The organism is Thalassovita aquimarina, from assembly GCF_018219815.1.
Classification (GTDB): Bacteria; Pseudomonadota; Alphaproteobacteria; order Rhodobacterales; family Rhodobacteraceae; genus Thalassobius; species Thalassobius aquimarinus.
Genome location: NZ_JADMKU010000021.1, coordinates 1 through 12,851, shown reverse-complemented (window position 1 = coordinate 12,851; position 12,851 = coordinate 1). Strand labels below are relative to the sequence as shown.

Annotated in this window: 13 protein-coding genes; 12 read left to right on the top strand and 1 reads right to left on the bottom strand. The window is 62.6% G+C overall.

What is annotated here, in order from left to right; all coding sequences use genetic code 11:
• The first annotated feature begins 112 nt into the window (after window positions 1-112).
• The 3 genes from IT775_RS17790 to IT775_RS17780 are packed head-to-tail and all read left to right on the top strand — an operon-like array spanning window position 113 to window position 3,327.
• Entirely contained in the window at window positions 113-1,069 is a 957-nt protein-coding gene (locus IT775_RS17790; RefSeq protein ID WP_212702587.1) for a lysylphosphatidylglycerol synthase domain-containing protein, read from the top strand.
• Between the two features lie 7 nt (window positions 1,070-1,076).
• Complete coding sequence (locus IT775_RS17785; RefSeq protein ID WP_343231163.1) at window positions 1,077-2,363, top strand: glycosyltransferase family 2 protein; 1,287 nt, start codon at window positions 1,077-1,079, stop codon at window positions 2,361-2,363.
• Window positions 2,364-2,367: 4 nt separating this feature from the next.
• A complete protein-coding gene (locus IT775_RS17780; protein ID WP_212702585.1) occupies window positions 2,368-3,327 on the top strand; it encodes a glycosyltransferase in 960 nt (319 codons plus the stop codon).
• Between the two features lie 192 nt (window positions 3,328-3,519).
• Here IT775_RS17780 and IT775_RS17775 read toward each other — a convergent pair whose 3' ends face one another.
• Entirely contained in the window at window positions 3,520-4,287 is a 768-nt protein-coding gene (locus tag IT775_RS17775) for a DeoR/GlpR family DNA-binding transcription regulator (protein ID WP_212702584.1), read from the bottom strand.
• A 192-nt stretch (window positions 4,288-4,479) separates the two neighbouring features.
• Between IT775_RS17775 and IT775_RS17770 the strand changes: the two genes are divergently transcribed.
• From IT775_RS17770 to IT775_RS17730, 9 genes are all read left to right on the top strand, one after another.
• Window positions 4,480-5,451: an ABC transporter substrate-binding protein gene (locus tag IT775_RS17770; protein WP_212702583.1), complete on the top strand. Its 972-nt coding sequence runs from the start codon at window positions 4,480-4,482 to the stop codon at window positions 5,449-5,451.
• A complete protein-coding gene (locus IT775_RS17765) occupies window positions 5,448-7,154 on the top strand; it encodes an ABC transporter permease (protein ID WP_212702582.1) in 1,707 nt (568 codons plus the stop codon). The genes IT775_RS17770 and IT775_RS17765 overlap by 4 nt, the downstream gene beginning before the upstream one ends.
• Window positions 7,142-8,218 carry an ABC transporter ATP-binding protein gene (locus IT775_RS17760; RefSeq protein WP_212702581.1) on the top strand — a complete coding sequence of 359 codons (1,077 nt, stop codon included), beginning with the start codon at window positions 7,142-7,144 and terminating at the stop codon, window positions 8,216-8,218. The genes IT775_RS17765 and IT775_RS17760 overlap by 13 nt, the downstream gene beginning before the upstream one ends.
• Complete coding sequence (locus IT775_RS17755; protein WP_212702580.1) at window positions 8,211-9,296, top strand: MBL fold metallo-hydrolase; 1,086 nt, start codon at window positions 8,211-8,213, stop codon at window positions 9,294-9,296. The genes IT775_RS17760 and IT775_RS17755 overlap by 8 nt, the downstream gene beginning before the upstream one ends.
• Complete coding sequence (locus tag IT775_RS17750) at window positions 9,293-9,856, top strand: histidine phosphatase family protein (RefSeq protein ID WP_343231162.1); 564 nt, start codon at window positions 9,293-9,295, stop codon at window positions 9,854-9,856. Before IT775_RS17755 ends, IT775_RS17750 begins: the two co-directional genes overlap by 4 nt.
• Window positions 9,844-10,290 carry a phosphatase domain-containing protein gene (locus tag IT775_RS17745; protein WP_212702578.1) on the top strand — a complete coding sequence of 149 codons (447 nt, stop codon included), beginning with the start codon at window positions 9,844-9,846 and terminating at the stop codon, window positions 10,288-10,290. Before IT775_RS17750 ends, IT775_RS17745 begins: the two co-directional genes overlap by 13 nt.
• Window positions 10,291-10,475: 185 nt before the next feature.
• The gene (locus tag IT775_RS17740; RefSeq protein ID WP_212702577.1) at window positions 10,476-11,306 is read left to right on the top strand and encodes a M90 family metallopeptidase; all 831 of its coding nucleotides are present in this window, start codon (window positions 10,476-10,478) and stop codon (window positions 11,304-11,306) included.
• Window positions 11,307-11,443: 137 nt separating this feature from the next.
• Window positions 11,444-11,917 carry a Cys-tRNA(Pro) deacylase gene (gene ybaK, locus IT775_RS17735; protein ID WP_212702576.1) on the top strand — a complete coding sequence of 158 codons (474 nt, stop codon included), beginning with the start codon at window positions 11,444-11,446 and terminating at the stop codon, window positions 11,915-11,917.
• A 124-nt stretch (window positions 11,918-12,041) separates the two neighbouring features.
• Window positions 12,042-12,554 (top strand): GNAT family N-acetyltransferase, encoded by a 513-nt coding sequence (locus IT775_RS17730; RefSeq protein ID WP_212702575.1) that lies wholly within the window; start codon window positions 12,042-12,044, stop codon window positions 12,552-12,554.
• Window positions 12,555-12,851: the final 297 nt, after the last annotated feature.

Genomic DNA, 12,851 nt, shown 5'->3' with positions numbered 1-12,851 from the left:
CTATCGGATTGTAATTGTTGGTTGGGCCCGGATTTTGACGCATACTTCCGACAGCAAGCCATAGGGCATGTCGCGTTGAATTGTGCCACGGGCGGGGAAATCGAACAGCACCATGACCCGACAATTAGTTCGACAGATATTGTGGTTCGGCTTTTCAATCCTGCTGATTGTGATTCTGCTGCGCGGCTTTGGGAGTTCTTTCGGCACGGTGATCCAGACAATCGTGTCGGTTCCTCTCTCCCTGTTCGTCGCAGTCGTGACGCTCACGTTTCTTGGACAGTTTGTCGGGGCGCTGAAATGGCATGTCGCGCATCGCGGAATGCGCGGCATCGACGGGTCTTGGGGGTTTTACAAGGTATTGGAAGTGACGAACCTCGGGTCGCTTGGGGCGCAGTTTCTTCCCGCGCAGTTCAGTCATCTGTTGGTCCGGTGGATCGCTTCGTCAAAAGAAGAAAACCGGAAACTGCAGGCCATGGGGTCGACAGTCTACGAACAGGTGTTCGATCTGATCCTGTATGTGATTGCAGCGACTTTGTACGTTGCCTATTTCTGGATCGGCATCCCGATTTGGATACTTGTCCTATGCGGCATGCTGTGCGCCGCGGTGCTGACGGTACTTCTGAAGGCGGGCTTGAATGGGTGTCGCTCTCTGGTTCGAAGGATGTTCGGGGCGTTCGGGTTTTGGAAAGCCCTCGCTCATTTCGAAGAGGTCACAAGCAGGGCCACCGAGGTTTCCGCGATCGATAATCTCAAGATTTTTGCGCTTTCCATTGTCGGTTTGCTTCTGAGAGGTGGGAAGGTTTTCGCGATTACGTCCGTTCTGGCGCCGACGGCGGATGCAATTGCGGCTTCTGCGGCTTTGCCACTGGCCGGTTTGATTTCAATTCTGCCGATTACTCCAGCGGGATTGGGGGCCGTCGAATGGACATGGAGCGCGGTTCTCGTTTCGGCGGGGGCACCTGCGGCGGCAGCGGCGCTGGTCGCGGTGTCCTATCGGCTGATCAGCGCATTGGCGTTGCTGGTCTTGGCAGTTTTGTTCTGGGGGATACGGGGCCTGCGCGAAGTCTAATCAGTGCGTGACACGTCCCGCCAGACAGGTAAGTATTGTGAAAAGTGAACTTTTTGAGCTCAACGATTGTGGCGGAGCAGCTGTTTTGACAAGTCGCGAAACCGAGCGGACACAAAAAGAAACTGTCGCTTTCGTGCTGCCCTGCCTGAACGAGGCAGGGACCATTGAACGCTGTGTGCAGCGCTCTCTTCAGGCTCTCGAAATTCTGCAGGCGCGGCATGGCCTGACAGGGGAGGTCATCGTCGCCGACAACGGCAGCGACGATGGCAGCCAGGACCTGGCGGCAGCGGCAGGCGCGCGGGTCGTTGCCGTGGCCGAAAAGGGGTACGGTGCCGCGCTGATCGGCGGGTTCGCGGCGTCGCAGGCCGGCTATCTCGTGATGGGGGACAGCGATTGTTCCTATGACTTTCTGGAAGCGATCCCGATGGTCGAGGAACTGATGAAGGGGGCCGACATATGCATGGGGTCACGCTTCAAGGGGGAAATCAAACCGGGCGCGATGCCGTGGAAAAACCGATATATCGGCAACCCGGTCCTGTCCGGCCTGCTGCGGATACTATTCAGGACGCCGATCGGGGATTCTCATTGCGGTTTACGCGCGATCCGCAAGGATATCCTGGAGGATCTCAACCTGACCTCCAAGGGGATGGAATTCGCGTCTGAAATGGTCCTGAAGGCGGTGCTGAAAGACCTCGACATCGCGGAAGTGCCGGTGACGCTGTCCCCGGACGAACGCGGAAGACCGCCCCATCTGCAGCCATGGCGCGACGGGTTCCGCCATTTGATCTACATGTTCCTTCTCAGCCCGAGGCATCTTTTCATTCTCCCGGCGGTGATCATGGCGGCGCTGGGAGTCGCGATCTTCTCGATCTTGTTTTCCACGACAGGCGCCGAAGTTGTCCATCTCGGCCCGTTGCGCTTCGGCGACCACTGGAGCGTCGTGGCCAGCGCCCTGCTGATCGTGGCTTTCCAGGCCGCGATCATGGGGGTATTCGCGACGATTTACAGCATCCAGCAGGGGGTTCGAAAACCTTCGAGATGGGTGCGGCGCGTGATGAAGATTTCGCGGCTGGAATGGTGGATTCTTGTCGGCGCCGTCCTGATCTGTGCGGGATTGATCTGGGCGATATCCATCACGGCGGGCTGGATCGCCTCCGATTTCGGAGCCTTGCAGCAGATGCGCGAACTGATCGGGGCCGCAACCCTTATCGTGATCGGTTTTCAGATCCTGTTCGGGGGATTCCTGATGTCCATATTCGCCGGTAACCGGTCCTCTCACATCAAGGCGCTGTAGCGCGATGGCCACAGGTTCGCAAACCCCGTGGCTCAGCATCTTGCTGCCAGTCTACAATGGTGCGGCGACATTGCGGGACTGTCTGGGATCGCTGACGGCGCAAGCGGCCGGGACCGAGGTCATACTTGTCGATCAAGCCTCCACGGATGGGAGCCTCGAAATCGCCAGGGACTTTGAAGGCCGGCTGAACATGACGATCATTTCCGCCCCGCAAAACAAGAACTGGATGCAGAACACAAACCTTGCCCTGCAATATGCCAGCGGGGCCTTTTCGACGCTCCTGCATCAGGATGATCTCTGGCTGCCGGGCCGGACGGATATGCTGCTGGATTTCGTGGCGCGATATCCGGAGGGAAAGCTCTATGTCCACAACGCGCTCTATATCGATGAAAATGGCCGCCCCTTGGGCCGGTTCGGTCCTCCCTTTGGAAGGTCCGAGCGGTTGATCCCGTCGCAAACCGCGTTGCGCAGCCTGCTGGTCCAGAACACGATTTCATTACCTGCGGCGATGTTTGCGACGGACATGGCGCGGGAAATAGGCGGGTTGGACGAACGGCTTTGGTACACGGCGGATTGGGATTTCTGGTTACGACTGGCGCGGCGGGGGCCGTTGGCATGGTCGCCCGAAACATTCTGCGGCTTCCGGCTGCATTCCAAGTCGCTGACGGTGCAGGGATCGCGCGACCTGGAGGCGTTTCGGCGGCAACTGGATATCCCGGTCGGACGGCATCTGGAGGCGATGCCAGAGCCGCAAAGGACGCGGGTCGCGCGCGCCGCCCGGGCGAGCAATGCGCTCAATGTCTGGCTGGCAGCGGCCTTCCATGGGCCGTCCGCGCCGATTGCGCCGGTGCTTTGGGCCATAGTCAGGCTGGGCCCGATCGGGGTGGCGTCCTTCCTGCGGCATACACGGATATTGCGCCGGGTTTGGCCCAGATTGACATTGCTGAGGCGGGGGAAACGGTAGCGCCCTGTCTGAGGCCGTCACCAATGAGACAGCGTGCGGTGATTTGCCGTGACAGGAACCCGGACAGGACAGGCATCCGGCATGCCACACGCAAGCAACAAGTCTCGGCTTGCGTCAGTGTCTGATTTTCGGAGGCGGGATAAAGCGCGGGTTTCTTGCTTGCAAACATACCGCGTTGCGAAAGGTATGCGGCTACACCTCAATGATTTCGCAACCACAACGCCGGCCTGACTCTTTCAAGGGAATGGGGCAAATGCCGCCGCAGACTACCCGTTCCAAGTCTTGCATTCGCCCCCAACGGTGCGGTGCCTGGCGTCCGATCTTGGCGTGATCGACGACAAGGGTACGGGTCCGTGCGCAGGCGGAAATGGCCTGCCGGGCGCGGATTTCGTCAAGATTGAAATCAAGAAGTTCACCGTCTCCGGACAGCCCGCCGACGGAAAAGATGGCGTGGTCGAACTTGAGGCCGGCAAAGAATTCGAGGCTTTCGGCGCCAATGAGGTCGAGATCACGCAGGCGCACCTCGCCGCCGGCAAGCAAAACGGTGATCCGCTCGGCCGTGCGCAGCGCCAGAACAACGTGGATGTTGTTGGTCGCCACGGTAATCCCTTCGTGATTGGTCAGCGCCCGCGCGACGGCTTCCACCGTCGTGCCCGTTCCCAGGGCGACGGTGGCCCCGTTCGGAATCGATGCGGCGACGGCCGCGCCGATCCGGTTCTTTTCGTCGCGCGAAACGGCCAGGCGCGGTTGGTAGCTGATGTTTTCGGTGGCCGAGGTCAATGTCGCACCACCATGCCGACGGCGCACGATGCCGGCTTCATCCAGCGCGCGCAGGTCCGCCCGCAGGGTTTGCGCGGTGACGCCCAGCATGTCCGCCAGCGCCGTCGCCGAAAGCTCCCCATAGCTTGAAAGCAGGTTGACGATATGATCGCGGCGCCGCGCCGCGTCCCCCTTTTCCATTTTCGTTCGAAGCCTTTCTGGTTCTCGAAAATGCTACGTTCTGCATCGCCGTGTCACAATGGTTATTCAGAAAAAATCGAACTTTTTAGGTCTGTCACTAAAGCGTCACGAGAAGCCGATAGGTAGCGGCCAAGGAAGCCAAAACGTTCGTGTTGGCTTTCGTTCGAAAATAAATCCTGTATGGAGAAATCGATGTCCCGTTCCCTTCTGGCTGCCGCCGTCGCCCTGACGCTGCCCACCATGGCGGCTGCTGAAACGCTGACGCTCTACACGTCGCAGCCGAATGCAGACGCCCAGAAAACCGTTGACGCCTTCATGGCCGCCAATCCCGATATCGACGTCGAATGGGTGCGCGACGGCACCACCAAGATGATGGCCCGCGTGGCGGCGGAAATCGAAGCCGGCGCGCCGCAGGCCGACGTCCTGCTGATCGCGGACATGGTGACGCTTGAAGGTCTGGCGCAGGCTGGTGAGCTGGCCGCTTACAAATCGCCCGAAGCCGCGGCCTTTGATGCTTCTCTCTACAGCTCCGCAGGCTACTACCATTCGACCAAGCTGATCACCACCGGCATCGTCTATAACACGGGCGCCGAAATCGCCCCGACCTCTTGGGCCGACCTGGCCAAACCGGAAATGGCGGATCTCGTCGCGATGCCGTCGCCGCTCTATTCCGGCGCCGCGCTGATCCACCTGGCGACGCTGACCGGTGCCGAAGGTCTGGGCTGGGACTACTACGAAGACCTGGCCGCCAACAACGCGCGCGCTCAGGGTGGCAACGGCGGCACGTTCAAATCCGTCGCGGCGGGCGAAAAACCCTATGGCGTTCTGGTCGATTTCCTCGCCATCCGCGCCAAGGCCAAGGGATCGCCGGTCGAATTCGTCTTCCCCGAAGAAGGGGTGTCCTATGTCACTGAACCCGTCGCCATCATGGCCGGCACCAAGCACATGAAGGCGGCCGAGAAATTCGTCGACTTCCTGCTCAGCGAAGCAGGCCAGGAACTGGTCGTCGACATGGGCTATATCCCGGCTCGCAACGGCGTGGCGAGCCCCGAAGGGTTCCCATCGCGCGACGAGATCAAGCTGATGGCGTTCGATCCGGCCAAGGCCCTGGCGGATACCGAAACCAACAAGGCGCGCTTTGCCAAGGTGTTTGACGTCCAATGAGCGCGACGTCTCACGACAATGGCAACAGCCGGTCTTTGGACCGGCTGTTGCCCCTTATCCTGCTGCCCGTCGGCCTGATTGCCCTCGGCCCGGTGGTGCGGTTGCTGCTGGAGGGGATCGGCTTCGGCGATGGGTTCACGACCGACCACCTGACCACCATTCTGACCCGCGACAGCACCCGGACGGCGCTGATGCATTCGCTGCTGACCGCGGGCGGCGGCACCGTTCTGTCGATGCTGATCGGCGCTGCGTTCGCTTTCCTGGTGGCGTTGACCGACATGCGCGGCAAGGGGGCATTGGTGTTCTGCCTGATGATCCCGATGATGATCCCGCCGCAGATTACCGCGCTGGCCTGGATGCAGATGACCGGCCCGTCCTCGGTGCTGCTGAAAACGCTCGGGATCGCCCCGCCGCTGGGCAGCCCGCAACCGCTGCATTCCGCCACCGGCATCATCATCCTGCTGGGTATTCAGCATGCGTCGCTTGTTTTCCTGACCCTGCGCGCCGGGTTGCGCATGATCCCCGCCGATCTGGTCGAGGCCGCGCGGATGTCCGGCGCCGGGGCCTTCCGGGTCTGGGCGCAGACGGTGCTGCCGCTGTCGATGCCGTCCCTGATCGCAGGCGGCGCGATGGCCTTTGTCACCGCCCTTGGCAATTTCGGCATCCCGGCGATGTTGGGCATTCCCGCCCGTTATTCCACCCTGCCGACGCTAATCTATCAGCGACTGGTCGGCATGGGGCCCTCTGTTCTGCCCGAAGTCGCGGTGCTGGCGCTGCTGATCGGTACGGTCGCGATCGTCGGTGTGCTGCTCAGCCGCTTCATGCTGCTGCGCCGGGGATTCGGCCTTGTCGGCCTGTCCGGTACACCGCTGGCGCTGTCGCTGGGGCGCGCGCGACTGCCGGTGGAAATTACGCTCTGGGCTTTCATATTCGCAATCCTCGCCCTGCCTTTGTTCGCGCTTCTGGCAACATCCGTGATCCCGGCATACGGGGTGCCGCTGACGTTCGACAGTGCGACGCTCAAGGCGTGGGTGGACGTTCTCTTCGTGCAGCCGGTCACCCGCCGCGCCTATGGCAATTCGCTGTTCCTGGCGACGCTTGCCGCCGTGATCCTGATGGCGATCAGCCTGCCGCTGGCCTGGTTGATGGAACGCCGCGCAAATCGCCTGAGCCGAACCATCGATGCCCTGATCGACCTGCCCTACGCGTTGCCCGGCGTCGTCCTGTCGATCGCCTGTATCCTGACCTTCCTCGATCTGCCGTTCACCGACCTGACGCTTTACGGCACCATCTGGATCATCCTGATGGCCTATCTCGCCCGGTTCTTCGTGGTGATGCTGCGCCCGATCCAGGCCAGCCTCGCCCAGCTCGACCCGGCGATGGAGGAAGCCGCCGCCAGCGTCGGGGCGCATCTGGGCCGCCGGTTGCGCGACATCGTGCTGCCGCTTGCCGCGCCGTCCGCTGCCGCGGGGGCGATCCTCGTCTTCCTGACGGCGGTGAACGAACTGACGGTGTCGGCGCTCCTGTGGTCCTCGGGGACCGAAACGCTGGGCGTCGTCATCTACAACCTCGAAGACAGCGGCGAAACGGTCATGGCCTCGGCGCTGGCCATGTCGATCGTCGTTCTCATCATCGTGCTCATGGGGCTGGTTCAGGCCGGAGCGAAACGTTTCCCGAAAGGAGTTATCCCGTGGCAGAGCTGACATTTTCCAACCTCACCAAACGCTTCGGCGGGGTGCCCGCGCTGGATGGAATCAATGCCGCGATCGGCGCCGGGGAATTCGTGGCGCTGCTCGGACCCTCGGGCTGTGGCAAGACCACGTTGCTGCGCCTGACGGCAGGGTTCGAACAGCCCGACGAAGGCGTGATCCGGATCGGTGGCGACACCGTGGCGGGTGCCGGCCGCTTCGTGCCGCCCGAAGTGCGCGAGATTGGCATCGTGTTCCAGTCCTACGCGCTTTGGCCGCACAAGAGTGTGGCCGGCAACGTGTCCTATCCGCTCGAGGTGCGGCGCATCCCAAGGGCGGAACGCGTAGCGCGGGTGGCCGAGGCGCTTGATCTGACCGGGCTGCGCGATTTCGCCGACCGGATGCCGTCGCAATTGTCCGGCGGCCAGCGCCAGCGTGTCGCGCTGGCCCGCTGCCTGGTGTTCGAACCACGCGCGGTGCTGCTTGACGAACCGCTTGCCAACCTCGACCTGGCCTTGCGCGCGTCGATGCAGGATGTCTTCTCGATGTTCCACCGGCGCACCGGCGCGACCATGCTTTACGTGACCCATGACCAAAGCGAGGCGCTGGCGCTGGCCGACCGGGTCGCGGTGATGGAGGAGGGGCGAATCCGGCAATTCGCCGCCCCCGAAGTCCTGTATCGCGAACCTGCGGATTGCTTCGTCGCCGGGTTCGTCGGTGACGGCGCGGTGGTTCCGGCGCGGCTGACCGGCCGGTCCGAGCCGGGCCGGGTCCTGCTTTCCGTGCTGGGACAGGATATCTGGTGCCGCAGTTCCACCAATGCCCCCAGCCATGTCAGCATTCGGCCCGAAGCGATCACCCTGTCGGATGATGCGCCGCTGCGCGCGCGGGTGAGCAGCTGCACCTATCTGGGCGGCCGTTTCCGCCTTGTGCTGGATGCCGAAGGCGAAGCGCTTGTGGCCTTCGCGCCGCAGCGCGCCGCGATTGGAGAAACGGTCGGAGTGCGCATCCGCGACCCATGGGCCTTTCGCGACCCCGCGGCGCAAACCCTGATGGCGGACGCGTTGACCCATGCGTGACAGTCATTTCGGAACCACCCCCTGGGTCGAGGTCCTGTCGGGCCTCGGCGAAAAAGGCCCCGCCTGCATCCGCTTGTGGACCGGCCGCGCGCTCTGGGTATTGGATGTGGGCTTCGGCCCAGAGGCGACATCGCCGTTCGAACCGCACTGGCTCGATGGCGCGGAGCGGGTTTTCATCAGCCATGACCATATCGACCATATCGGCGGCGCGGCCCATGCCGTGGCGGCGGGGTTGCCGATCTATTGCACCGATCAGACCGCCCGATCGCTACCGCCCGGCGCGGCTTTCATGCCCTTGCCAGAGGTCGGTCAGACGACGATCGATGGCGTCAAAATCACGACCGGGCGCAACGGCCACGCGCTCGGCGGCGTCTGGTTTCATTTCGCTCTCGGCGACGGATTGTTCTTTTCCGGCGACTGGTCCGAGGAAAGCAACTGGTTCGCCTTCGACCGCCCCCCCGCCGCCGCCACCGCGATGATCGATTCCTCATATCATCTGGATGACGTGCCGCAGGCGGACCGGCTTGCGAAGTTGGACCGAACCCTCGAAGAACTGCGCTGGCAACAGATCCTGTTTCCCGTCCCGCCCTCGGGCCGGGCGGGGGAGCTGTCGCTGCACCTCATGCGGTACGGCGAAGTGTCCATCGATGACAGTTGCCGGCTTGCGATTTCCCGGGCCATTGCCAGCGGCAGCCTGACAGAAGGCGCCGACGCCTTGATGCCCGTGCTACAGCGCGGTTTCGACCCGTCTGCCCGGTTTCTGATCTGCGATACGCCCAATGCCGATGGCGGCATGGCGTGGCAACTGGTGCAGGAGTGGCGCGATACCGGACGGCTGGGGCGGGAATCCGTTGTTCTGTTTACCGGCCACATGACCGCCCATGCCCGCGCCATTGCCGCGCAGGGAGGCAGGTTTCTGCGCTGGAACGTGCATCCGCCTCTTTCCGATCAGGTCGGCATGGTCCGGCGGCTTGGGGCGCGCCGTTTCGCGCCGCTTTTTTGCAGCCAGCCGGAGGACTATCTGCTTGAGCCGCGTTTCGATGCTGCGCTGGTGCTGAACGAAAGGTGTCTGCTGTGATCGGTCCGACCCGCCCTTTCGTCCTGATCCGTCATGGTCAGACCGATGCCAACCGCGACGGCGTGATCGCCGGCCGTACCGAAGCGCGGCTGACCAAGGCAGGCCGCAGCGCCGCCCGCGCCCTTGCCGACTGGGCCTGGCCCGCTCCGATCGCCTTGTTCTCCAGCCCGCAGCATCGCGCGCGCGAAACTGCCGAACTTGCCTTTCCCGGCCACGAGCCGATCTTGCTTGATGGTCTGCGCGAACGCGATTGGGGCCGGTTCGAGGGCCTGCAGGTGACCGACGCCCCGCCGCGCGAAGAAACGCCGGAAGGTGGCGAAGCATGGCTTGACATGATCGCCCGTGTCGCCGCCGCCCTGCGCGTCGCGCAGGATCGCGCGCACGGGGCGCTTCCCGTCGTTGTCGCCCATTCCGGCGTCGTGCGCGCCGCGCGCCGGTTTGCCGGCGGGTCGCTGCATGGCCCGTCGCCGGCGAATACCACACCCTACCTTTTCGCGCCCGGCCCTGGAGGTTGGCGCGAAACCATGCTGCACAAGAAGGATAACAGATGGATTGCGTGATCTTCGACATTGACGGAACGCTGGCCGAATTCGATGCGCCGCGGCTGGGGCATCTTGTTCATGGCGTGACCAAGCAGTGGGATGCCTTCCATGACGAAATGGCCGAGGCCCCGGTGATCGAACCGGTGGCGCGGCTTCTGGCCCGGTTGCAGGCACAGGGGGAAGCGATCGTACTGTGTTCCGGGCGTCCGGACGGATGGCGTGACCGGACCACCGCCTGGCTTGCGCGGGCAGGCATCCAGCACGATGCGCTCTACCTGCGCCGCCATGACGAAGACGAAGCAAGTGATCCCGAGGTCAAATGCTCTGCCCTCGAGCGGATCCGCGCGGACGGCTACCGCCCTTGGCTCGTGGTCGATGACCGAAGCTCGGTCGTCGACTTCTGGCGCGAGGCAGGGCTGACATGCCTTCAATGTGCGCGGGGCGATTTCTGACGCCTTTCGGACTGCCGGTTCCGGCCGGAAAGCAGGATTTCGGCGTGTGACGTGCGACTGAAAGCCGTGCCGCCAGGGCCGGTCCGCGATCTTACTCAACGCATCGCAACAAGCGTCGCCGGTTGTTTTGTGCCATCCGATATCTAGCTATGTAAGGTGTGGTCCGGCCGGCGAGGGAAGCATCGATGACAGTTTTTCTTATCCTCATGCTTGTCGCGGCGGGCGCATTCGGAATTTGGTACCGGTCGCGGCGACGGGCGCGCGCGGACCTTTTCACCGCAGAGCTTTCGGATCATCAGCGCGCCATCGTCGCAGAACAGGTGCCTCTGACCCGGAAACTTCCGCCGGACCTGCGTCGCAAGCTCGAAGGCAAGATCAACGCATTTGTGAACCAGATCGATTTCATCGGTTGTAACGGGTTGAAAGTCACGGAGGAAATGCGGCTTTCCATTGCGGCGCAGGCCTGCCTTCTCGTCGTGAACAGCGATGCGTGGTACGATACTCTTCGGACCATTCTCATCTATCCGGATGCTTTCAAATCGCGGCAGGCCGAACACAACGGCTATGTGGTGACGGAACGCGAAACGGTGCGGACGGGCGAAAGCTGGGCGCGGGGACCGGTCGTTCTGTCCTGGGCGCATGCCCGGCAGGGCGCCATCAACGACCGGGATGGCCACAATGTCGTGTTTCATGAATTCGCCCACCAGATCGACAGCCTGTCCGGCGATACCGACGGTGTCCCGATCCTCGACGGGAACCAGAACTTCGCTGACTGGGAGCGCGCATTCGTCACCGCATACGAGAGCCACGTTCAACATGTCCAGGCGGGGCGCAAGACGGTGTTCGACGCCTACGGGGCGGAAGGACCGGAAGAATTCTTCGCGGTGGCGGTCGAGGCCTTTTTTGAAAAAACGGCGGTCCTCAAGCGGAAGGAACCGGCGGTCTACGAGCAGCTGGCGATGCTTTTTCGGCTGGAGCCGTTGAGTTGGGCGGAACCTGATCATCGGGATCCATAGGATCGGGCGACCGGCGTTGGGACGCAGGACCGCGATGTGTGGGACGCGGGAGCGTCGACACGCGGCTGGCATCGTTGGTCGCGCTGTGCTTCATTCGGTTCGCGCGGAGATCGCTCCGCCGAAGCAGGAGGCAAGATATGGCACGCGGTACTCCCGCAACTCAGGCCCTGAAGAAGGCTGGCATGTCCTTCGAGCTCGTCGAGTACGAATACGTTTCCGGCGCGGCACGCATCGGTCTGCAGGCGGCCGAGGTCATGCAGGTCCCGGCCTCCCGCGTTTTCAAGACCTTGATGGTCGAGGTCGACGGCAAACCGGCCTGTGCAATCCAGCCATCTGATGCCGAGGCCGACATGAAGGCGCTGGCCAAGGCATTCGGGGCCAAGTCTGCCCGCATGATGAAGCCCGAAGCCGCAGAACGCATGACCGGATACAAGGTCGGCGGGATAAGCCCGCTTGGTCAGCGCAAGCGGGTTCCCACCCCGCTGGAGGCTTCAGCCGAGGCGCATGAAAGCATCTACATCAATGGCGGGAAGCGCGGCCTTCAGATCCGGTTGGACCCGCGGGCGCTGGCGCGTGAACTGGGCTGCCTTGTCGCCGCGTTCGTGCGATGATGAGGAGCGGCACGCTGCGTCGATGTCCTGGGCCGAACCGGGCGCGCGCATGGCATTTGGGGCAAATTGACCCGAACAAGCCGGCTTGCAACGCCGCCTTCCCTGCAACGCGATGGGACCCGACATGAAGCTCAGAACCGCATCCACTTCCGACGCTTCGAGCATCGCGGCGCTTTCGATCGAGGTATGGTTGGGTACCTACCTTCGCCGCGGGGTAAGCGGCTTCTTTGCCGATTACGCGCTGGCCGAATTCACCACTGCCAAAATCGAGGCCCTGCTCAGTGACCCCGAAGAATTCGTCGTGGTGTCCGAAAACGAAGAAGGCATCGATGGATTCATACGCGTTTCGACAAGCAGTCCGGGACCGGTGGACGGGTGTTCCGAGACGGAAATATCGACGCTCTACGTTCAGCCAAGGCATCACGGAAAGGGGTTGGGCAAGTCGCTTCTGGCCGCGGGGCTGCATCATTGTCGGCACAACGGCGCGCAATCGGTTTGGCTCGCGACCAATTCCGAGAACACTCCTGCGATCGACTTTTATCGATCCCAAGGCTTCACCAGGATGGGGCATACGCATTTTCGCATCCAGGACCGGGCTTACTTGAATGAAGTGCTCTCGTGCAGACTGACCAGCTGACCGCTGGGCGCGCCGGCGGCGGAAGATTCGCGCGATTTCCGAGTCGTTCGGGTGATTTGCGGGGGGGGAATCGTGCCGCGGGGGCCCGTGTCGCCTGTTTTTCGCGGGTCGAGTCGCGGCAAACGCGGGCCATGTCCTTGATCCATGTTCGGGGAGGGGTGAAAATAACCCATAAAAATTAAGCATTTAGGCAATGGTTTCTTCGAAATCCCGCAGCTGTGAAAAAACTGCTTGCGGAGGTTGGTGGTTATCCTTAGAACCCCCTTCACCGGCGGCGCTGAGGCGCCAACGGGACGC